General features: G+C 59.8%; 19 protein-coding genes and 1 tRNA gene. 6 read left to right on the top strand and 14 right to left on the bottom strand.

Going from position 1 to position 24648, the window contains the following annotated elements:
• Positions 1-6 precede the first annotated feature (6 nt).
• On the top strand, positions 7-1590 hold the full coding sequence (gene pap, locus LDN84_RS14335; RefSeq protein WP_223904120.1) for a polyphosphate:AMP phosphotransferase: 1584 nt from the start codon (positions 7-9) through the stop codon (positions 1588-1590).
• A gap of 3 nt (positions 1591-1593) precedes the next feature.
• On the opposite strand, the gene hemH is transcribed toward pap, so the two are convergent.
• The 7 genes from hemH to LDN84_RS14300 all read right to left on the bottom strand — a co-directional run bounded on the left by hemH (position 1594) and on the right by LDN84_RS14300 (position 11854).
• On the bottom strand, positions 1594-2700 hold the full coding sequence (gene hemH / locus LDN84_RS14330; RefSeq protein WP_223904119.1) for a ferrochelatase: 1107 nt from the start codon (positions 2698-2700) through the stop codon (positions 1594-1596).
• 51 nt (positions 2701-2751) lie between these two features.
• Positions 2752-5196: a penicillin acylase family protein gene (locus LDN84_RS14325; protein WP_223904118.1), complete on the bottom strand. Its 2445-nt coding sequence runs from the start codon at positions 5194-5196 to the stop codon at positions 2752-2754.
• Between the two features lie 79 nt (positions 5197-5275).
• Positions 5276-6580: a hydroxysqualene dehydroxylase HpnE gene (gene hpnE, locus LDN84_RS14320; protein ID WP_223904117.1), complete on the bottom strand. Its 1305-nt coding sequence runs from the start codon at positions 6578-6580 to the stop codon at positions 5276-5278.
• A gap of 16 nt (positions 6581-6596) precedes the next feature.
• The gene (hpnD, locus tag LDN84_RS14315; protein ID WP_223904116.1) at positions 6597-7436 is read right to left on the bottom strand and encodes a presqualene diphosphate synthase HpnD; all 840 of its coding nucleotides are present in this window, start codon (positions 7434-7436) and stop codon (positions 6597-6599) included.
• 1 nt (position 7437) lies between these two features.
• Positions 7438-7989 (bottom strand): signal peptidase II, encoded by a 552-nt coding sequence (lspA, locus tag LDN84_RS14310; RefSeq protein ID WP_223904115.1) that lies wholly within the window; start codon positions 7987-7989, stop codon positions 7438-7440.
• Positions 7989-10880: an isoleucine--tRNA ligase gene (gene ileS / locus LDN84_RS14305; protein WP_223904114.1), complete on the bottom strand. Its 2892-nt coding sequence runs from the start codon at positions 10878-10880 to the stop codon at positions 7989-7991. The genes lspA and ileS overlap by 1 nt, the downstream gene beginning before the upstream one ends.
• Complete coding sequence (locus tag LDN84_RS14300) at positions 10877-11854, bottom strand: bifunctional riboflavin kinase/FAD synthetase (RefSeq protein ID WP_223904113.1); 978 nt, start codon at positions 11852-11854, stop codon at positions 10877-10879. Before LDN84_RS14300 ends, ileS begins: the two co-directional genes overlap by 4 nt.
• 126 nt (positions 11855-11980) lie before the next feature.
• Between LDN84_RS14300 and LDN84_RS14295 the strand changes: the two genes are divergently transcribed.
• Together LDN84_RS14295 and LDN84_RS14290 are read left to right on the top strand one after the other, a co-directional pair.
• Positions 11981-12538 (top strand): HNH endonuclease, encoded by a 558-nt coding sequence (locus LDN84_RS14295; protein ID WP_223904112.1) that lies wholly within the window; start codon positions 11981-11983, stop codon positions 12536-12538.
• A gap of 48 nt (positions 12539-12586) precedes the next feature.
• Positions 12587-13483: a DNA ligase gene (locus LDN84_RS14290; protein WP_223904111.1), complete on the top strand. Its 897-nt coding sequence runs from the start codon at positions 12587-12589 to the stop codon at positions 13481-13483.
• Between the two features lie 38 nt (positions 13484-13521).
• Here LDN84_RS14290 and LDN84_RS14285 read toward each other — a convergent pair whose 3' ends face one another.
• Together LDN84_RS14285 and LDN84_RS14280 are read right to left on the bottom strand one after the other, a co-directional pair.
• Positions 13522-14637, bottom strand: a complete 1116-nt coding sequence (locus LDN84_RS14285) for an acyl-CoA dehydrogenase family protein (protein WP_223904110.1) — start codon at positions 14635-14637, stop codon at positions 13522-13524.
• A gap of 15 nt (positions 14638-14652) precedes the next feature.
• Positions 14653-15858 (bottom strand): acyl-CoA dehydrogenase family protein, encoded by a 1206-nt coding sequence (locus tag LDN84_RS14280; RefSeq protein ID WP_223904109.1) that lies wholly within the window; start codon positions 15856-15858, stop codon positions 14653-14655.
• A gap of 473 nt (positions 15859-16331) precedes the next feature.
• Between LDN84_RS14280 and LDN84_RS14275 the strand changes: the two genes are divergently transcribed.
• Positions 16332-18299 (top strand): sigma-54-dependent Fis family transcriptional regulator, encoded by a 1968-nt coding sequence (locus LDN84_RS14275; RefSeq protein WP_435405883.1) that lies wholly within the window; start codon positions 16332-16334, stop codon positions 18297-18299.
• A 252-nt stretch (positions 18300-18551) separates the two neighbouring features.
• Positions 18552-20387 (top strand): NAD(P)/FAD-dependent oxidoreductase, encoded by a 1836-nt coding sequence (locus tag LDN84_RS14270; protein ID WP_223904108.1) that lies wholly within the window; start codon positions 18552-18554, stop codon positions 20385-20387.
• 158 nt (positions 20388-20545) lie between these two features.
• Here LDN84_RS14270 and LDN84_RS14265 read toward each other — a convergent pair whose 3' ends face one another.
• Complete coding sequence (locus tag LDN84_RS14265; RefSeq protein ID WP_223904107.1) at positions 20546-20779, bottom strand: ATP-binding protein; 234 nt, start codon at positions 20777-20779, stop codon at positions 20546-20548.
• A 207-nt stretch (positions 20780-20986) separates the two neighbouring features.
• Positions 20987-21673, bottom strand: coding sequence for a YceH family protein (locus tag LDN84_RS14260; protein WP_223904106.1), 687 nt, complete (start codon positions 21671-21673; stop codon positions 20987-20989).
• 13 nt (positions 21674-21686) lie between these two features.
• Between LDN84_RS14260 and purN the strand changes: the two genes are divergently transcribed.
• On the top strand, positions 21687-22280 hold the full coding sequence (gene purN, locus LDN84_RS14255; RefSeq protein WP_223904105.1) for a phosphoribosylglycinamide formyltransferase: 594 nt from the start codon (positions 21687-21689) through the stop codon (positions 22278-22280).
• A 174-nt stretch (positions 22281-22454) separates the two neighbouring features.
• Here purN and LDN84_RS14250 read toward each other — a convergent pair.
• The 3 genes from LDN84_RS14250 to LDN84_RS14240 all read right to left on the bottom strand — a co-directional run bounded on the left by LDN84_RS14250 (position 22455) and on the right by LDN84_RS14240 (position 24613).
• Positions 22455-22544: transfer RNA gene (locus LDN84_RS14250), tRNA-Ser, on the bottom strand.
• A 76-nt stretch (positions 22545-22620) separates the two neighbouring features.
• The gene (locus LDN84_RS14245) at positions 22621-23913 is read right to left on the bottom strand and encodes a tryptophan--tRNA ligase (protein WP_223904104.1); all 1293 of its coding nucleotides are present in this window, start codon (positions 23911-23913) and stop codon (positions 22621-22623) included.
• A gap of 31 nt (positions 23914-23944) precedes the next feature.
• Positions 23945-24613, bottom strand: a complete 669-nt coding sequence (locus tag LDN84_RS14240) for a site-2 protease family protein (protein ID WP_223904103.1) — start codon at positions 24611-24613, stop codon at positions 23945-23947.
• Between the last annotated feature and the right edge of the window lie 35 nt (positions 24614-24648).

Raw genomic sequence — 24648 nt, 5'->3', positions numbered from 1 at the left:
CTGACGATGTTTGAATCTGCGGAAATTGGTCACAAATTGTCCAAATCTGACTACCGCGATGCGATTCCCGCGTTGCGTGCAGCTTTGCTAGAGGCGCAAGTTAATTTGTTCGAGAAGCACAAAACCCCGGTGATCGTGCTGGTCAGCGGGCAGGATGGTGCGGGCAAAGGTGAGACCATCAATGTGTTGTATGAATGGATGGACCCGCGATTTCTTTCCACACTGGCCTTTTCTCAGCCCAGCGACGAAGAGCGCGAACGTCCACCGATGTGGCGTTATTGGCGCAGTTTGCCAGCCAAGGGGCGCGTGGGTATTTTCGCCGGATCATGGTATTCCGACCCGATTCGGGAACGTATTGAAGGCAGCATTTCGGTCAAAGAACTCGACGCACGTGCGCAGCAGATCAACCGCTTCGAAGAGATGCTGGTTAATGAGGGTGCATTGGTGCTCAAGTTCTGGTTTCATCTGACCAAAGATGGGCAAAAACAACGCCTCAAAGCACTTTCAGATGACCCCCGTACCGCTTGGCGCGTGACCCAATGGAACTGGGATCGCCTTAAAACCTATGATCAGCTGCAAAAGGTGGCGGGTCACTTATTGCGTGTGACCAACACCGCGGCTGCGCCCTGGGTGGTGGTTGAAGGCACGGATGACCGTTACCGTTCCATGACCGTGGGGCAAGTGTTGCTCAAGGCCATGCAAAACAAATTGGCTGAAGTGGAGCTTGCACGCTCACCCACCGCCCCCATCGTGCGGGTTGATCTGGACGGGCGCAATGTGCTTTCCGAGCTTGATCTGACCTTGGCGCTGGCGGATAAACCCTACAAGGATGAATTGGCCCAATGGCAGGGCCGGCTGTCGGAATTGGTCCGTGATGAGCGCTTCAAAGGTCGTTCGCTGGTTTGCGCCTTTGAAGGGGCTGATGCTGCCGGTAAAGGGGGCGCCATCCGGCGCATTGCAGCTGCCCTGGATGCACGTCAATACCAGGTGACACCTGTTGCCGCACCGACTGAGGAAGAGCGGGCGCAGCCCCACCTGTGGCGCTTTTGGCGGCATTTGCCGCGCCATGGTCAGGTGGCGATTTTTGACCGCACCTGGTATGGCCGGGTGCTGGTTGAGCGGGTAGAAGGTTTTTGCTCAGAAGCCGATTGGCTGCGTGCCTACGGTGAAATCAATGACTTCGAGCACGAGATGATTGAATCGGGCGTGATTGTGGTCAAGTTCTGGTTACAAATCAGCCAGGCTGAGCAGCTTAAACGCTTCAAGGAGCGTGAGCAAATTGAGTTCAAACGTTTCAAGATTACCCAGGAAGACTGGCGTAACCGTGAAAAATGGAACGACTATCAGCAAGCCATCTGCGACATGGTGGAGCGCACCAGCACCGGTGAGGCACCGTGGACGCTGGTGGAGGCCAATGACAAAAACTATGCACGGGTGAAGATCCTGCGCACGCTGTGCCTCAGTCTGGAGGCCGCGTTGAACCACAAGCCGGAAACCAAGTCAGCGCCTGTGCTGCAGGCTGACAAACCAGCTGATCAAAAATCCAAAAAATCAAAGTCCGAAGTCAAAACCAAGTCCAAATCCAAGTGACTGCTACTGCTTGGCCCCCTGTGCCAACGCTGCGGCCTTGGAGGCGGCCAGTCTTGCGTCATTGGGGACTGTCTGGGTGGGCCAGCCTTGCAGATGTTGCTGGGTAATATCACACAGTGCGGTGATCCAGGCTGGGTCATCGTTCAGGCAGGCGATGTAATGGAATTCTTGGCCGCCTGCATGTAAAAAAGCCTCACGTGCTTCCTGGTTGATTTCTTCCAGGGTTTCCAGGCAGTCACTGGTGAAGGCCGGGCAGACCACATCGACCCGTTTTACACCCGCTTTGCCCATATCGATCAAGGTGGGTTCGGTATAGGGCTCTAGCCACTTGGCGCGCCCCAGCCGTGATTGAAAGGTGACTTTGAACTGGTCTTTGCTCAGCCCCAAATGCTCAGCCAACAACCTGGCGGTTTTAAAACATTCACAGTGGTAAGGGTCACCTAAATGCAGGGTGCGTTCAGGCACACCATGAAAACTCATCACCAGCACGTTCGGGCGGCCGTTGTTTTGCCAGTAGCGCTGCACGCTTGCGGCCAGCGCTGCAATGTAGCGCGGATCATCATGGTAGTGGTTGATGAAGCGCAGCTCCGGCAGGTTACGCACCTTGCTGGCCCACAGGTAGACCGCATCAAACAGGCTGGCCGTGGTGGTGGCGGAATACTGCGGGTAAGCTGGCAAGATCAGTATTCGGGTAGTACCTGCGGCTTTCAGCGCATCCAGTTGTGAGGCTATGGAGGTTCTGCCATAACGCATGGCATAACGCACTTGCACATCATGGCCACGTTGGGCCAGCCAGCCTTGCAGCATCTTGGCCTGTTTTTCGGTCCATATTTTCAGCGGTGAGCCCTCAGGCAGCCACACGGTGGCGTACTTGGCAGCTGATTTTGCCGGGCGTATACGCAAAATAATGCCGTGCAAGATCATCAGCCAGAGCAGTCTGGGTATTTCAACCACACGGGGATCACCCAAGAACTCTGCCAAAAAACGCCGTACAGCAGGCGTGGTGGGCTCATCAGGCGTGCCCAGATTGCAGTACAGCACGGCGGTGCGAGGTGATTGGCCGTGGCTGAATGTGGGCTCTTGAGAAAAAGGAGAGGTGAGTAAAGTCATGCCCCATTTTCACCCAGTTACCCTAGCGCATGTGGCCTGTAGGGTTGCCCGTTAGTGGCTGGTGACGGGTACTTGCGCTGGCTTGAGTGTCAGCATGTCATGTGTGTTGGCTTGTACATCTTTGTCGCCAAGGTAGCGCATCAAGTAGCCTCCCACCACATAGGCGGCAGCCTGGTCACTGTAGTGCGGATCAAACAGCACGCCGCTTTGGCCGACCGGGTTGACGCTTTGGGATTTGCCGGCATTGGCAAAGTCAATGATGCGCCGGGTGGACGGGCCATAGGTGACGGCCCAGGGCGCAGGACCAATCGGGGTTGCCAGATTGTTGGGCACTTCACGCCCGCCAGGTGCAGGGAACGGCCCCACATTAAATACCCAGTCCAGCGGTTTCTGGGCGGCCAGTGGGTGAACATGGGTCAGTGTGTGGGCGTTGCCCCAACCCCAGTCGTTGGGGCTGGGGCCAAGGGTTTCTTTCAGGTGTTGGATGGTGGCTTTCCAGGCAATGCGTACGATGTCGCGGCGGCTTTCCACTTTGTCCGTCTTGATATCGTCCCACCAGGGAGATTCTGCATTCGCCGCCAGGCGCGGTAGCGCCAGATCCAGTGCGCGGGTGCCCAGCAAGTTGGCAAATTGCACTTTACCCAACTCGTCGGCCATGGCTGCGCGCGTGAGCTCATACACCAATTGGGTGAACACTGTGGGCGGAATATTGGGCAGGGTGTACTGGCCGTCCCACTGCACCAGGCTGTCAAACACCGAACGTTCCAGCGGGTCACGTACCACGTCACTCAAGTCGGGTATCAGCGGCTCAAGCACGCGCCAGAAATAGGCGGTTTGGGTACTGAGCTGCAAGGATTCGGTGTTGAGCTGATTCCACTGCAAATCGTTGTTTCCCAGTCGGTCTTCCAAGGTCTGTGCTCTGTCATAGGCGTTGTAATAGCCCGGAATAGGGATACCACTGGTGCTTTGAGGCTGATGGTTGGCCGACACAATGTAGCCACGCTGCGGATTTTCTTCCTGTGGGTTGTCGCTGAAGCGGTAAAAACCCAGCTTTTCAGACTCGGGAGAGCCGCCGTCCAGAATAAACGTCGGGTTGACATACAAGGGGCGTACCGGTAGTTTGGCGGCCGCCCACCAGCCGATGTCGCCCGAGGCACTGGCCCACACCACATTCAGACCCGGAGCGTAGATTTTGCTGGCGGCTGCACGTGCCTTGGCCAAAGTATTGGCCCGGTTGAGATCGTAAAAAGCTTCCAGGATGGGGTTGTCGGTTTCAAGAAACGTCCACCACATGGCCACCGGGGCATCCCCCAAAGTGTCTTTGAACGCACTGCTGATGATCGGGCCATGGGGGGAGTGCTGCAGCACGAGTTTGACCGGCTTGCCGCCTTTGACCTGGATGGTGTCTTCGGTGTTTTCCAGGTCAACCCATTGGCCTTCAAACCAGACCTGGTTGGCATTGCGTGGGTTGACCTTTTCGGCAATCAGGTCCATGTCGTCATTCTGGAACATCGTCAAGCTCCAGCCAAACTGGGTGTTGTGTCCCAACAAGGCTGAAGCGTTCAGTGCCTGAAAGTTGCCATACAACTCGAAGCCAGGCATGCTCAAATGTGCTTCGTACCAGACCGATGGCAAAGAAAACCCGATATGGGGGTCCCCCGCCAGCATCGGCTTGCCGCTGGAAGTGCGCTCGCCCGAGATGGCCCAAGCGTTGCTCCCTTCAAACAGCGGGACACTGGCCAGTGTCTGGGCTTCCTGGCTCACTTGGGCCAGTTGATTCAAGGCTTGCCAGTCGGGGGCAGGGTGATTTTGCAGAGGTGAATTCCGGGCCGTTGGGTTGGCCTTCTCAAGCACACCTTGCGGGTTCCATGCCAGATCAAAAATTTTCAAATAGTCTTCGCCCAATTCGTCACGGATATAGGTCAGCAGCGGCTCGGTCTTGAACGCCGCGGCAAAGCTGTAGGCCAGATAACCGGATACCGCCACCGTGTCTTCCAGCGTAAAAGGCCGTTTGGGAATACCCAAAATGTCAAATTCAAACGGGGCCGGATGACTGGCCTGAAACTGGTTGATGCCGTCCAGATAGGCACTTTGTGCCTGAATCGCGGGGCTTTGTCTGTCCATGGCCGCCACTTTTTTCTTGGCGTTGGCACGCAGGCCCAAGGTGCGGAAAAGCCGATCCACCTTGATCAGCTTGGGGCCCAAAATTTCGGCCAGCTCACCTTGCGCCAGGCGGCGCACCATTTCCATTTGAAACAGGCGATCCTGCGCGTGCACATAACCCAGTGCCCGGTACAGATCCGGTTCGTTGCTGGCCTTGATGTGGGGAATACCGTATTCGTCATAACGCACCGTGACGGGTGCGCTCAGGTGGTTCAGCGTGAGCTCACCCGAGCGTTGGGGCTGTTTGGTGGAGATGTACCAGAAAACACCGGTACCCGCAGCCAGCAACAGGCCAAACAACACACCGATAAAAATTTTGACGACGAGTTTCATGGAAAAGTGGTGGATTCGGTCTGCTCAAGGGCTTGATGATACGGTGCGGGTGTTGGCGAGTGTGACTGAGCATGCGGGTTTAAACAAGCTTCAGAGCATGCGCTGCTGCCATGCCACTGCGCACCGCACCTTCCAGTGTGGCAGGGTAGGGGCCATCCACATAGTCTCCACAAGCCAGTAGCCCTGATGTGATGTGTATGGCCGGACGTTGCAAACCAGGCGTACAGGCAAAGGTGGCGCGCTTTTCCACCACGGTTTTCACGGCTTGCAAGTCCAGGCCCAACTGTGTTTGGGCCTGGGCCAGCACCTGGGCCTGCAAGCTGAGCCGCTCGCCGGTTGAGGCACTCACTACAAAGGCCAGCAAACCCATGGGGCCACCCAGTTGACCCCGGTCAAACACAAATTGGGCCGGATGCTGCGGGCTTGTATGCAAAGACAGCATGGCTTGCGCCAGCTGGGCATCGGCGGCCCAGGCATACACCGTGGTGATGGCTTCATAACGCAGAGCCTGGCATTGGCTGGCCCATTGCTGCATTTCAATTGCTATTGATTCAATAGCTGCTTGTGCATTATCCATAAGCATAAGAGCCGAATTTGATGCTGAAGTGGCGAGAATCACGGCATCCCATACCTGGTCGTCAACACGCCAGCTGTTGCCACACTGCTGCACGCTGTGAACCCTGTGCCCCAGGTGCAGTTGGCCACCGTGTTGTTGCACCCAGGTCGCCGCCGCATCGGGGAACAGGGCACTCAAGTCCACTTTGGGCAGCAGCAGACGCGAACCACCCTGCACGCCAAAGAGTGCATCGCGCAGCACCCGTAAAAATACCTGGGCGCTGGCGCTTTCGGCTGGGGTGTTCAGGGCCGACACACACAGGGGTTCAATCAGCTCGGCCGTGACTTTGGGTGTGAGCCCGCTGCACAACTTGGTCACGGTCAGCCCGGGCGGGCAGGTGAACCCTTGGACTTGCCAGCCGATGGCCGCTTGCAGCAGCGCACGTTTGTCACGCACCGACCAGCCACGTGCGGTGAAGATGCCTGCCAGGGCATCCAGCGGGGTTGGCCAGTTGTTGAACTGCAGGCCCAGGCCATCGGGAAACCGCAGTGTCATGGGCAGGCTCAGCAGCACCTTTTCAACCGGAACACCTACCTGATGCATCAGCTTCAAGGTGTTGGTATAAGCCCCAATCAGAATGTGCTGGCCATTGTCCAGATGGACCGGCGTGCCGTCCGGCAGGGTGCAATTTTTCAAGCCTTTAAGGCCTCTAGCCCTACCACCTACTGTGTGAGCTGCTTCAAAAATAGTAGTTTGATGGCCCGCCTGAGTGGCAGTGACGGCGGCAGCCAAGCCGGCCCAGCCAGCCCCGATGATGGCGACTTTCACGGTGTACTTGGTGGGTTCACAGACGGCCCAAGGCCTGCACTTTCCAGGCCAGCCAGAGTTTGCGCAAAGGTGTCAGGCTGATACGTTGGTGTAACACGGCAAAGTTCTCGGCTTCAATTTCGCGCAGCAGCGCACGGTAAATGCTGGCCATCATCAGGCCGGGCTTTTGGGTGCGCAGGTCGGCGGCGGGCAGCAGGGCCAGCGCCTGGTCGTACAAGCCGTGGGCTCGCTGGGCCTGGAACTGCATCAGCGCGGTGAAGCGCTCGGAATAACTGCCGTTCAGAATCTCCTGGGCCGGCACGCCAAACTGTTTGAGATCACTCATGGGCAGGTAAATGCGGCCACGCCGGGCATCTTCACCCACGTCGCGGATGATGTTGGTGAGCTGCAAGGCCTGGCCCAGGGTGTGGGCGTAGGCTGTGGTTTGCGGCTGGGTCTGGCCAAAAATGCGGGCCGCCACTTCGCCCACCTCACCAGCCACCAGGTGGCAGTAACGCTGCAAATTGGGGTAGTCCAGGTAGCGTGACTGGCTCAGGTCCATCTGGCAGCCTTCAATCACCGCTTGCAGGTGGCGCTCTTCAATCTGGAACGATGCAGCCAAGGGCATCAAGGCCTGCATCACCGGGTGGCTGGGGTTGCCGGCAAAGGCTTGGCTCACCTGGGTACGCCACCATTGCAGCTTGGTGGCGGCCACGCTGGGGTCCACCATGTCGTCCACCACATCATCCACCTCGCGGCAGAAGGCATAAAACGCGGTGATGGCGGCGCGTTTGGGCGGTGGTAAAAACAAGAAGGCGTAATAAAAGCTGCTGCCCGAGGCGGCGGCTTTTTGCTGAACGTAGTCTTGTGGGTTCATGTCAGCGCCCGCGGCGCACGCGCAGCAGCTCGTCCAGGATCAGGCAGGTCGCCCCCAGCGTGATGGCGCTGTCGGCCACATTGAAGGCGGGGAAATAGCCGCCCGGAAACATCGGGCTGAGCCAGCTCCAGTGAAACTGCAAAAAGTCCACCACATAACCGTACAGCAAGCGGTCCACCACGTTGCCAATGGCACCGCCCAGAATACAGGCCATGGCAAAGGCGAACAGCTTTTGTCCGGCGTGGGATTTCAGCATCCAGACGATCAAAGCGGCCGCCGCGATGCCAATGCCGGTAAACAGCCAGCGTTGCCAGCCACCGGCACCCGCCAGAAAGCTGAACGCCGCGCCCAGGTTGTGCACCCGCACCACGTTGAAAAAGCTGGTCACCGTGGTGCTGTCGCCCAACTGGTAGTAACCCACCACCAGCACCTTGGTGAACTGGTCGATGATCAGCACGATGAAGGCCAGCGCCAGCCACGGCAACAGCCCGCCGGTGGCGGCGGATGTGAAGCTGTGGCCGGGCTTGGCCCCTGAGCCAGATTTGCGCGCCATCAGGCCACCGTGCGGGTTTCGCCCGCGCCAAACAGGTTGCTGGTGCAGCGGCCACACAGGGTGGGGTGGGCGGTGTCCACGCCAATATCGTCGCGGTAATGCCAGCAGCGCTCACATTTAATGCCATTTGAGGCTCTGGTGCTTATGGACATGGCGTCACCAGCTACCAAGTCAATAGCAGATGTGATGAACACAAAGCGCAAGTCCTCGCCCAGGCTGGCCAGCAAAGCGTGGTCATCCGGGCCAACCGTGAGCATCACATTGGCCTGCAGCGAAGAGCCCACCTGACCATTGGCGCGCAGGGTTTCAATGTCTTTGTTGACCGCGTCACGAATCTCGCGGATACGTGCCCACTTGGCCAGCAGGCCGACATCCACCTCACCCATGGCACTGTAGGTGTCCATGAAAATGGACTCGCGGGTGGCTTGCGGTGTTTTGCCCGCAGCCCCCAGCACGCTCCAGGCTTCCTCGGCGGTGAAGCTCAAAAACGGGGCCATCCAGCGCAGCATGGCCTGGGTGATCTGCCACAGCGCGGTTTGTGCACTGCGTCGTGCCAGTGACTTGGGCGCGGTGGTGTAGAGCCGGTCTTTCAGGATGTCGAGGTAGAACGAGCCCAGGTCTTCCGAGCAGTAAATCTGCAGCTTGGCCACTACCGGGTGAAATTCATAGATTTCAAAATGAGCCAGCACATCAGCCTGTAATTGCGCAGCCCGGCTCAGGGCGTAGCGGTCAATCTCCAGCATGTCAGCCAGTGGCACGGTATCCACGCTGGGATCAAAGTCTTGCGTGTTGGCCAGCAGGAATTTCAGCGTGTTGCGCACCCGGCGGTAGGTGTCCACCACGCGGGCCAGGATTTTGTCGTCACCGGCGATGTCGCCCGAATAGTCGCTGGCAGCCACCCACAGGCGGATGATTTCTGCGCCGAGCTTCTTGCTGGTTTCCTGCGGATCGACACCGTTGCCCGCGCTCTTGCTCATCTTGTGGCCCTTGCTGTCCACCGTGAAGCCGTGGGTCAGAATGCCTTTGTAGGGGGCGCGGCCATACATGGCGCAAGCGGTCAGCAGGCTGGAGTGGAACCAGCCGCGGTGCTGGTCGTGGCCCTCCAGGTACAGGTCGGCCTCCGGCCCGTCTTCATGGCCGGCACCGGCGTGCGAACCTTTGAGCACGGTGGTGTGGGTGGTGCCGGAGTCAAACCAGACTTCCAGAATGTCGCTGCTCTTGGTGTAGTGGGGCGCATCGGCGGCGCAGCCCACTTGGCCCAGAATGTCTTCGGTGCTGGCCTTGCTCCAGGCCTCGATGCCACCGGCCTCGACCATGTCGGCGGCAATGTCCAGAATTTCCATGGTCTGGGGGTGCAGCTCGCCGCTGTCCTTGTGCAGGAAGAAGGGCAGGGGCACGCCCCAGCTGCGCTGGCGGGAGATGCACCAGTCGGGCCGGCCGGCGATCATGTCGCGCAGGCGAACCTTGCCGTTTTCTGGGTAAAACGCTGTGTTTTCGATAGCTGCCAGCGCAATTTTTCTCAGGGTTTGCGGCGCTTTATCCTTGGTGAAAATGCCAACGCCCTCGTCCATGCGGATGAACCACTGGGCGGCGGCGCGGTAGATCACCGGGGTTTTGTGGCGCCAGCAGTGTGGGTAGCTGTGCACGATGTTCTCGGTGGCCAACAGGCGGCCCGCATCGCGCAGCGCGTCAATGATGACTGGGCAGGCTTTCCAGATTTGCTGGTTGCCAAACAGAGGTAACTCGGACGCGTAGACACCGTTGCCCTGCACCGGGTTCAGGATGTCGTCGTAGGCCATGCCGTGTGCCACGCAGGAGTTGAAATCCTCTACGCCATAAGCCGGGGCCGAGTGCACGATGCCGGTGCCGTCGGTGGCACTCACGTACTCGGCCAGGTAGATTGGGCTCAAACGGTCATAGCCCGCATCCACGTGGGCCAACGGGTGTTTGAAGTGAATGCCACCCAGCGCTTTGCCATTGGCGGTGGCCAACACATTACCGGTGAGGCCAAAGCGCTCCAGGCAGGCGGTGACCAGGTCTTGCGCCAGCACCAGCAGGCCACGCTCGGTGTCGACCAGCGCGTAGGTCAACTCCGGGTGGGCGTTGAGGGCCTGGTTGGCGGGAATGGTCCAGGCAGTGGTGGTCCAGATGACGGCAAAGGCTTCTTTTTCGAGAGCGCTTAGCCCAAACGCAGCGGCGAGTTGGGCGGGCTCGTTGCACAAAAAGCCGACATCCAGCGTTTGTGACTTTTTGTCGGCGTATTCAATTTCGAACTCGGCCAGGCTGGAGCCGCAGTCAAAACACCAGTACACCGGTTTGAGGCCGCGGTAGACAAAACCGCGTTCGATGACGCGCTTGAAGGCGCGGATTTCATTGGCTTCGGTCTTGAAATCCATGGTGCGGTAGGGGTGATCCCAGTCACCCAGTACGCCCAGGCGCTTGAAGTCGGCGCGTTGCTGGTCAATCTGCTCGGTGGCGTAGGCGCGGCTCTTGGCCTGCATGTCGTCACGGGCCAGTTTGCGGCCAAATTTCTTTTCAATCGCGTTTTCAATCGGCAGGCCGTGGCAGTCCCAGCCGGGGATGTAAGCCGCGTCCAGGCCCTTGAGCTGGCGCGCCTTGACGATCATGTCTTTCAGGATCTTGTTGACGGCATGGCCCATGTGGATTTGGCCGTTGGCATAGGGTGGGCCGTCGTGCAGGATGAACTTGGGGGCACCTTGGCGGGCTTCGCGCAGTTTGGGGTACAGGCCTTGTTCTTCCCATTGCTTGACCCATTGGGGTTCCCGCTTGGGCAGGTCGCCGCGCATCGGGAACGGGGTGTCGGGCAGATTCAGGGTGCTGCGGTAATCAGCTTTGCCGGAGGCATCGGTGTTGGGGGCTTGAGTGGTCATTTGGGCGCAATAGCAAAGTAGGCACGGGCATCCTGGCAATCTTGAGTGATGCCAGCCGTCAACGCATCCAGGGAGTTGTATTTGAGTTCGTCGTGCAATTTGTGAAGAAGCTCCACGCGGGCAATTTTACCGTAGGCACCCTCAGACCCCAGGTGGGTGGGCCAGTCCAGGCAATGGGTTTCCAGCAGCACACGACCGCCATTCACATCCTTGGGGTCGAGCGAGGGGCGCACGCCCAGGTTGGCGACACCGCGCAGGGGCTGCGCACTCAGGCCATACACCAGCACGACAAAAATGCCGCTGGCCGCAGGTTTCCAGTGGGCAAAACGCTGGTTGATGGTTTTGAAACCCAAGGTACGGCCCAGTTTGCGTCCGTGTACCACATGGCCCGAGATGCGGTAGGGGTGGCCCAGCAACCGGGTGGCATCGGGCATGCGGCCTTGGCCGAGCGCCTCGCGCACGGCCGAGCTGGAGACACGCAGGCCATGTACTTCGTAGCTGTTCATGCGCGCCACATCAAAACCTTGTTGGGTGCCGGCTGCATCCAGCAGGGCATAGTCGCCGACGCGGCGCTGGCCAAAGCGAAAGTCGTCACCCACCAGCACATAACGGGCACCCAGTCCCTGCAGCAAGACCTGGTCAATAAAGGCTTGCGGCGATAAATTGGCCAGATGGGTGTCAAACGGCAGCACCACGGTTTGATCGACACCGCTCTGGGCCAGGTCGCAGAGTTTGTCGCGCAGGGTGCCCACGCGGGCCGGGGCCAGGTCAGGGTTGTGTGTCAGACCAGCAAAAAAATCCCGCGGATGGGGCTCGAAGGTCAGCACGCAGCTCGGGACACCGCGTTGCTGGGCTTCCCCCTTGAGCAGCGAGAGCATGGCTTGGTGGCCGCGGTGTACGCCGTCAAAGTTGCCAATCGTCAGGGCACAGGCTGGTGCAACGTCGGGGTGGTTAAAACCTCTAAAAATCTTCATGGGTTGTTATGGCTTTGATAGCGTTCTGTGCAGATGATCAAAGCGCTTGAAGTCAATTTGACATATAAAAGGGGTATATTGTCTCGCACTTGCTGGTAAACCGCCTTTTATTGAAGGAGTCGTGTTTTGAAAGTCTTGAAGCTGTCAGCCCAAGGGTTGCCCCAATCGTGGATTTCGCTGGAACAGGCGGTGATTCACTACGCCGCCGAAGAGGTGCGTTGGGAGATGGGCCACGAGGTGGCGGTGTTTCATGGCGGCCACAACGCGCTGACGGGCAGGCAGTCGATCATCACAGTCTCCAGCATCATTGGCACCAAGGGGGTGCCCAACATCAATCCTTTTGAGCTCAAGCCTGGTTTGACCAACAGCAAGCTGTTTGCCCGTGACCGCAATATCTGTGCGTATTGTGGTGAGCAGTTTGAGGACGCAGCCCTGACCCGCGAACACATCATTCCGTTTGCCCAGCATGGCGTGGACACCTGGATGAACGTGGTCACGGCGTGTCGCCCCTGCAACCACCACAAAAGCCACCGCACCCCCGAGCAGGCGCACATGCCACTGCTGTACACGCCCTATGTGCCCAGCCTGTGGGAAGACTTCATTTTGCGCAACCGGCGCATTCTGGCGGACCAGATGGAATTTTTGATGGCCCATGTGCCCAAATCGTCGCGGTTGGTGGCGTGAAGACGGTGATCGTCAGCACTTGATGGGTCAATTTTTCGGATACCAACCATGAACTATCGTCCTACCGCGGCCTCTGTGCTGTATTTGACCGGGCTGCTCGGCAGTATTTTTTCACCGGGCTTGGCGACAGCGCTACCCCATGACACCGCTTCCATTCCCGCACCTTCTGCCACCGCGCCTGCGCTGATGCACGCCAAGCTGTGGCCCAGTGACCAAGATCCCAGCGGCTATCTGGTGAGCGAAAAGCTCGACGGTGTGCGCGCCTTTTGGGACGGTCACGTGCTGCGCTTTCGCAGCGGTCTACCGATCGCTGCTCCGGACTGGTTCACGGCAGCCTTGCCGCCGACGGCGCTCGACGGCGAGTTGTGGCTGGGCCGTGGGCGTTTTGACGAGCTTTCTGGCATCGTGCGCCGTCAGGCCCCGGTGGAAGCCGACTGGCGCAGCGTGCGCTACATGATTTTTGACCTGCCCGGTGAATCTGGTGCTTTTGGCGAACGTTCCCAGCGCATCCAGGTACTGCTGGCGCAAGCCAAGCAGCCGTGGTTGCAGGCCGTGGCGCAAGCGCGTGTTTCGGATGTATCCGCCTTGCAAAAACTATTGAACCAGACGACCCAAGCGGGTGGTGAAGGGCTGGTGCTGCACCGTGCCAACGCGTTGTGGTCGCCAGGGCGCAGTGATGCGCTGTTGAAACTCAAACTGCACCCGGATGAGGAAGCCCGTGTGGTGGCACATCTGCCCGGCAAAGGTAAACACGCCGGGCGATTGGGGGCTTTGCTGCTGGAAATGCCGAACGGCCAACGTTTTGCGCTGGGCACAGGGTTCACCGACGCGCAACGTGAAGCACCGCCGCCCTTGGGCTCGATGGTGACTTACCGTTACCGGGATCACACCCCCAAGGGTTTGCCAAAGTTTGCTGCGTTTTTGCGGGTGCGCTCACCGGAGTAGCCTGAACCCTGAGCCAGGTGCATCTACCGCAGACGTGTTCAGGCAAACACCGCAGCTGTGTCCGTCATACGTGCCGACACCTCGCCCAGGTGGTGCAAGGTGTCGCCAAAGCTCAGCTCCAGTTGGGTGAGTTTCTTGAAGTAATGGCTGCCGATGTACTCGTCCGTCACGCCAATGCCGCCGTGCAACTGCACCGCCTGCTGGCCGACAAAACGCATCGACTGGCCCAACTGCACCTTGGCGCGGGCCAGTGCGGCGCGGCGCTCGGCGGGCGGGGCGCTCAGCTTCAGGCTGGCGTAGTAGCTCATGGAGCGGGCCAGCTCCAGCTGCATCTTCATGTCGGCCACGCGGTGGCGCAGCGCCTGAAAGCTGCCAATGGCCACGCCAAACTGCTTGCGGGTGTTGAGGTAGTCGGCGGTAAGAAGCAGCGTCTTGTCCATCACGCCCACACCTTCGGCGCAAGCCGCGGCAATGCCCACATCCACCGCCAGCTCCAGCGCGGCTAGGCCGTCGCGGGTGAGCAGGGTGGCCGGGGCGTGGTCAAACCTCACGTCGGCGGCGCGGCTGCCGTCTTGCGTGCCGTAGCCGCGGGTGCTGACCCCGGCGGCGCTGCGCTCCACCAGAAACAGCGCCAACTGGCCATCCAGCATGGCAGGCACCAGGTAGGCATCGGCCTGGTCACCGGCGGGAACTATGTTTTTGGTAGCTGTTAGCGCATGATTTTCATTGGCTACAGCCGCATTAGCCTTGCAAATGTCGAGTCGGTAGCGATTGCTGCGCTCCTGCTGTGCCAGCACCACCAGCGCCTGGCCTGAGGCGATGCGCGGTAGCCATTGGGCTTGCACGGCCTGCGGCGCAAACTGGCTCAACACGGCGGCGCTGATCAGGCATTGGGTCAAGGGCTCCAGCACCAGCGCGGCCCCCAGTTGCTCCATCACCACCATGGCCTCGATTGGCCCCATGCCCATGCCCTCATGCGTGTCAGGCACCACCAGGCCACACAGCCCGAGTTCAGCCAGCTCGCCATAGGCCTCGCGTGAGAATCCACCGGCTGCCACGATGGCGCGGCGGCGCTCAAAGGTGTAGGCTTTATCGGCCCAGCGTTGCACCGCGTCACGCAATTGGTTTTGGTCGTCGGAAAAGTCAAAGTTCATCAGTGTTCCCCTGTGTTAGCCCAGCACGACCTGAGCCACGATGTTGCGCTGCACCTCGTTAGAGCCGCCGTAAATGGTGGTCTTGCGCAGGTTGAAGTAGGTGGATGCCAGCGGCGCGCAGTGCAGTGCATCACCCGGAAAGCCGAACATCTGGCCGTTGACCTGATCCCCTTGCCAGCCCGCATCCATGGCCTCTTGAATCAGCGGCAGGGCAAAGGGGCCAGCGGCCAGCATCATCAGCTCGGCATAGCGCTGCTGGATTTCGCTGCCTTTGATCTTGAGCAGTCCGGCGATGTCCAGCGAGTTTTTGCCGGATTTTTCGGCGCTGAGCACGCGCAGCACCAGCATCTCCAGCGCAATCACGTCCACCTCCAGCAGGGCGATCTGATCCCGAAAACGCAGGTCATCCCAGACACCTTCCTGCTTGGCAATGCGTTTGAGTCGCTCCAGCTCGCGCTTGCTGCGGTTCACATCGGCAATGTTGGTGCGCTCGTGGCTGAGCAGGTGTTTGGCGTATGTCCAGCCCTTGTTTTCTTCACCAATCAGGTTGTTCAGCGGCACTTTGACGTTGTCAAAAAACACCTCGTTGACCTCGCACTCGCCATCCAGCAAACGGATCGGGCGCACGGTGACACCGGGCGACTTCATGTCGATCAGCAGGAAGCTGATGCCGGTTTGTGGCTTGCCCTCCGTGCTGGTGCGCACCAGGCAAAAAATCCACTCGCCGTACTGGCCCAGCGTGGTCCAGGTTTTCTGGCCGTTCACCAGGTAATGGTCGCCCTGGTGCTCAGCGCGGCATTTGACACTGGCCAGATCCGAGCCCGAACCCGGCTCGCTGTAACCCTGGCTCCACCACACCTCGCCGCTGGCAATGCCGGGCAAAAAGCGCTGCTGCTGCTCCGGCGTGCCAAAAGCCATGATGACCGGGGCCACCATCACCGGGCCAAACGGCACGATGCGCGGCGCACCCGCCAGGGCGCATTCCTCTTCAAACAGGTGCTTCTGGATGGCGTTCCAGCCAGGGCCGCCAAAGGCCTTGGGCCAGCCAAAACCCAGCCAGCCTTTGCTGCCCAGAATCTTGGCCCAGCCCTGCATGTCGTCGCGGGTCAGACGCAAGGCGTGGTGCACCTTGTGGGCGATGTCAGCGGGCAGGTTGGCACGCACCCAGGTGCGCACCTCCTGGCGAAATTGTTCCTCTTCGGGGGTAAAAGCCAAATCCATGGTGTCTCCGGTGGTGGCACACCGTTGGGTGTGCTCGATTTGGCGGCGTTTTTAGCACGGGCGTGCGGTTATGAGTGTCCGGGGGGTGACAGGGAGGTGCTGGACTACGGGGAGATTTGGGGTCGCAGCAGCGGGGTGGATGTTGAGTGCTTGCTTAGAGGCGGCACATGTCCCTCCTATCCTTCCGACATGACCCCTTTGAACGCTAACTCGCAATGATCTGATGCCCTATTCGCTCACAAGGCAGGCCAAGGTCGGCGGGCAGTATGGACGCATATTCACTAGAACTTGCACACATTTTGTAATATGTCAGGTTCGCGAAAAGAGCGCCTCTTCTTTCGGGCAAAACATTCAACCGAGGGATTTTCCGGATTGACCGTCAACACAGAAAAACCTACAGTTTTTCTAGTCAAAACAGGCCTTATTCAATTGGCGCAGACCCCTTTCGCGCACACCAGGACAGGATACAAGCAATGCAAGTGCATCAGCAGGAGCACATCTCAAGGGTCACGCAGATGGTTGCTGGCGGCAGCAGCGGCCATCCAGAGTTTGCAAGCGATAGCATCATTCACGATTCGTGGCGTCGGTGCGCACGGGACTATCGGCTTGACCCAACCCGCATGCAGGAAGCCATCATTCTGCCCAGTCATCGCCTGCGCGAACACCAGGATCGGATGGACGAGTTTTTGCAGATTGCGCGCGATGGCATGCAGGCGCTCTATCAGCATGTGGCCGAGCTGGACTATGTGGTGCTGCTGACCGACGCGCGCGGCATCACCGTCGATTTTCTCGGCGACCTGCATACCGAGCACTCGCTGCGCCGCGCCGGCCTGTACCTGGGTTCGACCTGGAGCGAATCAGTGGCCGGCACCTGCGGCGTGGGCACCTGCATCAGCACCGGGCAAGCCCTCACGGTGCACCAGGGCGACCATTTCGACGCCACCCACATCCCGCTCACCTGCACGGCCGCGCCGGTGTTCGACGGACGCGGCCAGCTCAATGCGGTGCTGGACATCTCGGCGCTGCGCTCGCCACAGAGCAAGGACAGCCAGCACCTCGCGTTGCAGATGGTGACGATCTACGCCCAGCACATTGAAAACGCCAGCTTCCTGCGCCAGTTTCGCCATGACTGGTTGCTGCGCCTGTCGCCCTCGCCGCAGTTTCTGGAGGTCAACCCTGACTACCTGTTGGCGCTGGACGCGGCGGGCCGGGTCATCGGCTACAACCGCCGCGCGCAACTGCTGCTGCAGGATCAGGTGGCCGGACCGCTGATGGGCGCTGCCTTCGAGCGCCTGTTCAACCTCCAGCTTGGCGACTTGGGTCGCTTCATCTACAGCAGCCCGGCGGACCGTTGCGCCATCACCGTGGCTGGCACCAGCCAGCAGCTGTTCCTGCTGGCAACGCCGCCCCGCGCCGCCGCGCGTCCTGCGCCATCGGCCGCCGCCAAACCCGTGCCAACGCCGCTGGCTGGACTGTGCGGTGGCGACCCCGCGCTGACGCGGCAGATTGCACGCGCGGCACGTTTTGTGAATTCGCCCATCGGGCTGCTGCTGACTGGCGAAACCGGCAGCGGCAAGGAGTTCTTCGCCAAGGCGCTGCACGCCAGCAGCGAGCGGCGCGGTCGGCCCTTCGTGGCGGTGAACTGCGCGGCCATTCCCGAGGCGCTGGCCGAGAGCGAGCTGTTCGGCTACCTGCCCGGCAGCTTCTCGGGTGCGGGCACACGTGCCAAGCGCGGCCTGGTACAGGAGGCCGATGGCGGCACGCTGTTCCTCGATGAGATCGGCGACATGACGCTAGCGCTGCAAGCCCGGTTGCTGCGCGTGCTGGCTGAGCGCGAAGTGCTGTCGGTGGGCGCGACGCGGCCGGTGCCGGTGAACATCCGCGTGATCGCGGCCACACACTGCGATCTGGAGGCGCTGGTACGCGAGGGGCGCTTTCGCGCCGACCTGTATTACCGCCTGAACGGCGCGCACCTGGTGCTGCCGCCGCTGCGCGAGCGCACCGATCTGTGCTGGCTGATAGAGCGCCTGCTGGCGAATCCACGCAATGGCGATGAAGCAGCCGCCACGGTGCTTTCCCCTGACGCCCGCGCCCGCCTGCTGGCGCACCACTGGCCGGGCAACCTGCGTGAGTTGCACAACGTGATCGCGTACGCCCGCAGCCTGTGCAACCAGGGCCGGATCGAACTGCACGACCTGCCCGACCACTTGAGTGGCACGCCTGCCCCCAAACCCCTTGCTGTGCCCTCCGCAAGCTTGCCCGCCGCACCCGCCGCGCCCACCAGCGAGGCGGCGCAATTGCTGCAGCACCTGGTCGCCAGCCGCTGGAATGTGGCCGAGGCAGCGCGCCGCATGGGCCTGTCGCGCATGACGCTGTACCGCCGCATGCAGCGATGGGGCCTTGCCTCGCCGAACCAGCGCGACGGCGACCCAACCCGCTGACACACGCGGGCTTCAGGTGTGACAGGTGTCACGCCTGACCCCGTGACAGCCGTCACGCTGTGACAGCTTGCACAGTACGCCGCACGGTGAGCATTTTTATATAAAAAGTGGTTCTAGCCTTTTACCAGCAAGCGCAAGTAGCTATAAATAATATAGTTCTCAAACATATCCCTGTTCCGGCATGTCACTTGCAATAAACCAAACGTCGGCAACCCTGCCGGCGATTTGCAACATAACAAGGAGACAAGACCTATGACCGACACCGTGACCGGCGCGCCCCCGGCGGCCCACCACAGCGCCCTCAGCCCCACTGACGACATCGCCCGCTGGCTCGAACTGTTCGATGCCGCGCTCACGCGCGGCGACGTGCAGGCCGCCACCCAGCTCTTCACCACCGACTGCCATTGGCGCGACCTGATCGGGTTCACCTGGAACCTCAAGACCGTCGAAGGCCGTGATGGCGTGCAAGACTTGCTGACCGCCACGTTGGCCAGCACGCAGCCAACCAACTGGCGTACCGAAGGCCAGGCTAGCCGTGCCAATGGCGTGACCGAAGGCTGGTTCACCTTCGAGACCGCGGTGGCACGCGGGCGCGGTTATGCCCGGCTGAAAGACGGCCTGTGCTGGACGCTGCTGACCACGGTCTATGAACTCAAGGGTTTTGAAGAAAAGAAGGGCCGCGCCCGCATCAAGGGCGCCGAGCATGGCGTGCACAAAGGTCGGCAGAACTGGACCGAGCGCCGCCAGCAGGAAGAAGCCGAGCTGGGCATCAGCGTGCAGCCCTATGTGCTGGTGATCGGCGGTGGCCAGGGCGGCATCGGCCTGGGTGCACGCCTCAAGCGCCTGGGTGTGCCTGCACTGATCATCGACAAACACCCGCGCCCGGGCGACCAGTGGCGCAGCCGCTACAAGTCGCTGTGCCTGCACGACCCGGTCTGGTACGACCACATGCCCTACCTGCCGTTTCCCGACGACTGGCCGGTGTTCTGCCCCAAGGACAAGATCGGCGACTGGCTGGAGATGTACACCAAGGTGATGGAGCTGAACTACTGGTCGTCCACCGAATGCGTCAAGGCGAAGTACGACGAAGAGGCCAAGGAATGGGAAGTGACCGTGCTGCGCGACGGCCAGACATTGGTGTTGCGCCCCAAGCAGGTCGTGTTCGCACTGGGCATGTCGGGCGTGGCCAACGTGCCGCAGATCGAGGGCGCTGACATCTTCAAGGGCGTGCAGCACCATTCCAGCAAACACCCCGGCGGCGATGCCTACAAGGGCAAGAAGGCCATCGTGCTGGGCGCCAACAACTCGGCGCACGACATCTGCGCCGACCTGTGGGAAAACGGCGCCGACGTGACCATGCTGCAGCGCAGCTCAACCCACATCGTGCGCTCGGACTCGCTGATGGACCTGGCGCTGGGCGGGCTGTATTCGGAACAGGCAGTGGAGAACGGCATCACCACCGACATGGCCGACCTGATCTTCGCCTCGGTGCCGTTTCGCATCATGCACACCTTCCACATTCCGGTGTACGAGGAAATCCAGAAGCGCGATGCTGATTTGTACGACCGGCTGCGCAAGGCTGGCTTCATGCTCGACTTCGGCGACGATGGCTCGGGTCTGTTCATGAAGTACCTGCGCCGGGGCTCGGGCTACTACATCGACGTGGGCGCCTGCGATCTGGTGGCCAATGGCGATGTCAAGCTCAAGAGCGGCGTGGACATCGCGCGCATTACCGAGCACTCGGTCATCCTGAGCGACGGCACCGAGCTGCCCGCCGACCTGATCGTGTATGCCACCGGCTACGGCTCAATGAACGGCTGGGTCGAGCGCCTGGTCTCGCCCGAGATGGCGGCCAAGGTCGGCAAATGCTGGGGCCTGGGCTCGGACACCACCAAGGACCCCGGCCCGTGGGAAGGTGAACTGCGCAACATGTGGAAGCCAACGCAGCAGGAGGCGCTGTGGTTCCACGGCGGCAACCTGCACCAGTCGCGCCACTATTCGCGTTACCTGGCGCTACAGCTCAAGGCGCGCATGGAAGGGTTGGATACGCCGGTCTATGGCCTGCAGGAGGTGCATCACATCGCGTGAAGACCGCCGACGCGACCTTTGTGGATTGGGTCGCGCCACGGCTAAATATTCAACACTGGAGCGATGCAATTTAATGGGCCCAAACCAGAGGAAGGTCAGGGCTGGGCTCAAAAATTCAAATCACACGGTTGTATGACGGCTTGTGTGCGCGAATCAGATCATGAAAACAGGCCCTGGCCGCGGTTGCCGTTGGCACCGGACTCGGCCTGGTCTGACACACCATAGTCAAAAATCTGCTCAATCAGTTCAGCCGAAATATGCGGGCCGGTGTTGTGGATGGTGACGGTGGCATCAGTTTCGGTGCTATGCAGGGTGATGGCGCTGCCGTACAGGATGCGTACCGCCTGTGGGCAAGCATGCGCTCTGGCGCGAGGGTTCCAAGGGCACGCCAAGCAACTTTGAATTCGTCAATTTGTGCAACAAGCGCCAGGATTCCTGATGTGATGACGTTGTCGGTGATGAGCATACCCACAAAGATACCCATATCTACCCATAAACCCCAGGTGAATCGCGATTCGCAGTTGCTGCCATTTCTGTAGTGCCTTGGAAATCAGCTCCTTGAGTTCCTTTGTTGGCCCTTCGGCCACGCGACATAGCCGTCAGTCTGCACCCGCGTCCGGTGTCACCCCCAACTCCGCACACAGCTTGGCCACGGTGCTGCGCAACTGAGCCACTTCGGCCTCCAGCCGCGCTAGGCGCTCAGTGGTATTGCTGTCCACCGCGCGGCTGGGGCTACCGCTGCCGCTGGCCCATGATGCTTCATCCACCGGCCCACACAGCAAGTGTGCCCAGCGCTGCTCACGTGCGCCGGGGGCTTTGGCCAGCTTGACCACCAGCGGGCCACCTTTTTCCTCTGGGCGGTCTTGCAACTCTTCCAGAAAGCCTTCCACTGAGGAGATGTCGGCAAATTTGTACCAGCGCTCGGTGTTCAGGCGCAGTTCGGCCGAGGTTTGTGGCCCGCGCAGCATCAACACGCCCAGCAGCACGGCCGATTGTTCGGGTACGCCCACGCCGCGTTGAAAGTTGTGCTCATACCGCGCCACGCGGCCGCTGGTGTTGGTGCGCACCAGAGCATTGTTGTGCAAGCTGTCGATGGCGGTGGCCACATCGGCCTCGGTCAAGTCCATCACCGGGTCGCGGGTGGTTTTCTGGTTGCAGCCGAGCATCAGTGAATTGAGCGACAGCGGGTAGCTGTCAGGCACGGTGCGGGCTTTTTCCATCAGGGTGGCGAGCACGCGGGCCTCAATGGGGGTGAGGGGGAGAGAAGCGGTTGAGGGCAAAGTCATAATTCAGCCAGTTATGAAAAACATCGTTATTTTGATCTCAGGCAGTGGCTCCAACATGGCAGCCATCGTGAAAACCTCACTACGCGACCATTGGGCCGATACCTTGGGGGCGCGGGTGGCGGCCGTCATCAGCAACAAAGCCGATGCAGCAGGCTTGGACTTTGCCCGCAGCCACGGTATTGCCACGCAAGTGCTGGATCACAAGGCCTACCCGGATCGGGCTGCGTTTGATGCAGCATTGGCGCAGACCATTGATGCGTTTGATACGCCGCAACAGCCGGTGCTGGTGGTGTTGGCGGGTTTCATGCGCATTCTGACCCCCGGTTTTGTCAACCGCTATGCCGGGCGGCTGGTGAATATTCATCCCTCTTTGTTGCCTGCGTTTGCCGGTTTGCATACCCATCAGCGGGCCATTGATGCCGGTTGCAAAGTCGCTGGTGCCACTGTGCACCTGGTTACGCCGGAACTGGATCATGGCCCGATCCTGGCGCAGGCCGTGGTGCCGCTGCTGCCGGATGACAGCGCAGACACATTGGCGGCACGGGTGCTCACGCAAGAGCATTTGATTTACCCCAAAGCGGTCTATGAATTGCTTCAAAAAAAGTAGCTGCTTGCGCTTGTATATCAAGGGCTACAGATCATTTTTATGAAATTTTCGCCTGACACAGGAAGTCAGCACCATGCCTGACATCTGAAGTATGTGGCAGAGGTAGAGCGTTTCAAACAGGCAACAAAAAAGCCCCGTAACACATTGAGTGACGGGGCTTTTTGCTTGTTTTTTTGGCGGAGAAGGTGGGATTCGAACCCACGGTAGTGTTGCCACTACGCTTGATTTCGAGTCAAGTACATTCGACCACTCTGCCACTTCTCCGCAACTCGAAGCGCGAATTGTACAGTGGCCGACGGGTTGTTTTGGACGGCTTGTTCAGCTGTACCGTGAGAAAGGTTTAGTCACTTTGCAGCTGTTGTACCGCCGCCAAGATGTCGTCTTCCTCAACACCGGTTGCGGCTTGCCAATACACCGACAAATCTTTCAAACCAGCCGGGTTGACGGTGGAAATTTGCCCAATGACCTTGCCCGCTTCACGTGGGGTGTCAAAGCCCTGGCTTTGCAGCAGCAAGCGGCTGTCGGCCGCCATGAGCTTGAAGTAAAACTTGCCATCGGTTTCGCGGTATTGCTTGAAACTGGGTTTGGCAGTTTTCACCGGTTTGTGGGTGGATGATGTGTTTTGCGCATCCAGTTTGCGCAAGCCGACAGCATGGCGCAGCTGGCGCATGAACGGGGTGGCAATAGCGCGGGCTTTGGCCGCACCGGCTATCAAAATGGCTTCAACCTTGGCCGGGTTGTCCATCAGCGCCTGGTAAGTCGCACGCATCGGGGCCAGTTCCTGATCCACGCGTTCAAACACGATGTGCTTGGCATCGGCCCAGGCAATGCCATCGGCATAGGCCTGGCGCAGGGCTTCGGTTTCGCTGGCGCTGGCAAAGGCCTGGTAAATCTGGAACAGGGCCGAACCATCCACATCCTTGGCTTCTCCTGGGGCTTTGGAGTCGGTTTTGATGCTGGCAATGAGTTTTTTGAGCTGCTCACGCGGGGCGAACATTGGAATGGTGTTGTCGTAGCTCTTGCTCATCTTGCGGCCGTCCAGACCGGGCAGGGTGGCCACGTTGTCTTCAATGGCGGCATCCGGGGGCACAAAGTGTTCGCCGTAGCGGTGATTAAAACTGTGCGCCATGTCACGTGCCATTTCGATGTGTTGTACCTGGTCGCGCCCGACAGGTACCTTGTGGGCATTGAACATCAGAATGTCAGCCCCCATCAGTACCGGGTACATGAACAGACCGGCGCTGACATCGGTGTCGGGGTCGGTGCCTGCGGCGGTATTTTTGTCGACGGAGGCCTTGTAGGCGTGGGCGCGGTTGAGCACACCTTTGCCCAGCACACAGGTTAAAAACCAGGTGAGTTCGGGAATTTCTGGCACATCCGACTGGCGATAAAACACCACACGCTCAGGGTCCAACCCGGCGGCCAGCCAGCTGGCGGCAATTTCCAGGGTGGAGCGCTGAATACGTGCCGGATCATCAATCTTGATCAAGGCGTGGTAGTCGGCCAGAAAGTAGAAACTTTGCACACTGTCGGTCAGGCTGGCACGCACGGCGGGGCGAATGGAGCCAACGTAATTGCCCAGATGGGGGGTGCCAGAGGTGGTAATGCCGGTGAGAAAGCGTTGTGTCGTCATGAATCGTCAAGGATCAATAAAAGAACTTCTCTTACCCGACCAACATGGCCAGGGGAGATAAAAGCAGGTGAATCAGTTGGTAAGTCAGGCCCATCAGTGGTTGCATCCACAAACTGCTGACCACGCCAGCCAGCACCAGGGCCATCACAATAAAAAAGCCCCATGGCTCTACGCGTGACACCATCATGGCTTGCCGGTAAGGCAGCAAACCGACCAGAATGCGGCCGCCGTCCAGCGGTGGTAATGGGAACAGGTTGAATGCAAACATCACCACATTGACCAGTACGCCCCCTTGCGCCATTTCAAGCAGGAACGGCTCGGTGACACTCATGGCTTGGTAGATATACAGCAAGGCACCCCACACCAAAGCCTGAACGAAATTGGAGCCAGGGCCTGCCAGAGCTACCCAGATCATGTCCCGCTTGGGGTTGCGCAAATTGCCAAAACGCACCGGCACCGGTTTGGCATAACCAAACAAGAAAGCGCCGGAGGTGGCGATGTACAGAATCAGTGGCATCAGGATCGTGCCCATGGGGTCAATGTGCGGCAAGGGATTCAGGGTGACCCGCCCGAGCATGTAAGCCGTGTTGTCACCAAAATGTTTGGCCGCAAAACCATGCGCTGCTTCGTGCAGGGTGATGGCCAGCAACACGGGAATGGCGTAGAGGGTGACGGTTTGAATCAGTTGTGCAAAGTCCATGACGTGATTTTCTCAGGGCAGTTAGGTGGCACGAG

It is taken from the genome of Rhodoferax lithotrophicus (genome assembly GCF_019973615.1).
Classification (GTDB): Bacteria; Pseudomonadota; Gammaproteobacteria; order Burkholderiales; family Burkholderiaceae_C; genus Rhodoferax; species Rhodoferax lithotrophicus.
This window is presented reverse-complemented; position numbering and strand designations above follow the sequence as displayed.

Coding starts and splice junctions, on each gene's coding strand:
- pap (WP_223904120.1), top strand. CDS start 7: ATGTTTGAATCTGCGGAAATTGGTCACAAATTGTCCAAATCTGACTAC.
- hemH (WP_223904119.1), bottom strand. CDS start 2,700: ATGACTTTACTCACCTCTCCTTTTTCTCAAGAGCCCACATTCAGCCAC.
- LDN84_RS14325 (WP_223904118.1), bottom strand. CDS start 5,196: ATGAAACTCGTCGTCAAAATTTTTATCGGTGTGTTGTTTGGCCTGTTG.
- hpnD (WP_223904116.1), bottom strand. CDS start 7,436: ATGAACCCACAAGACTACGTTCAGCAAAAAGCCGCCGCCTCGGGCAGC.
- lspA (WP_223904115.1), bottom strand. CDS start 7,989: ATGGCGCGCAAATCTGGCTCAGGGGCCAAGCCCGGCCACAGCTTCACA.
- ileS (WP_223904114.1), bottom strand. CDS start 10,880: ATGACCACTCAAGCCCCCAACACCGATGCCTCCGGCAAAGCTGATTAC.
- LDN84_RS14300 (WP_223904113.1), bottom strand. CDS start 11,854: ATGAAGATTTTTAGAGGTTTTAACCACCCCGACGTTGCACCAGCCTGT.
- LDN84_RS14290 (WP_223904111.1), top strand. CDS start 12,587: ATGAACTATCGTCCTACCGCGGCCTCTGTGCTGTATTTGACCGGGCTG.
- LDN84_RS14285 (WP_223904110.1), bottom strand. CDS start 14,637: ATGAACTTTGACTTTTCCGACGACCAAAACCAATTGCGTGACGCGGTG.
- LDN84_RS14280 (WP_223904109.1), bottom strand. CDS start 15,858: ATGGATTTGGCTTTTACCCCCGAAGAGGAACAATTTCGCCAGGAGGTG.
- LDN84_RS14275 (WP_435405883.1), top strand. CDS start 16,332: ATGCAAGTGCATCAGCAGGAGCACATCTCAAGGGTCACGCAGATGGTT.
- LDN84_RS14270 (WP_223904108.1), top strand. CDS start 18,552: ATGACCGACACCGTGACCGGCGCGCCCCCGGCGGCCCACCACAGCGCC.
- LDN84_RS14260 (WP_223904106.1), bottom strand. CDS start 21,673: ATGACTTTGCCCTCAACCGCTTCTCTCCCCCTCACCCCCATTGAGGCC.
- purN (WP_223904105.1), top strand. CDS start 21,687: ATGAAAAACATCGTTATTTTGATCTCAGGCAGTGGCTCCAACATGGCA.
- LDN84_RS14245 (WP_223904104.1), bottom strand. CDS start 23,913: ATGACGACACAACGCTTTCTCACCGGCATTACCACCTCTGGCACCCCC.
- LDN84_RS14240 (WP_223904103.1), bottom strand. CDS start 24,613: ATGGACTTTGCACAACTGATTCAAACCGTCACCCTCTACGCCATTCCC.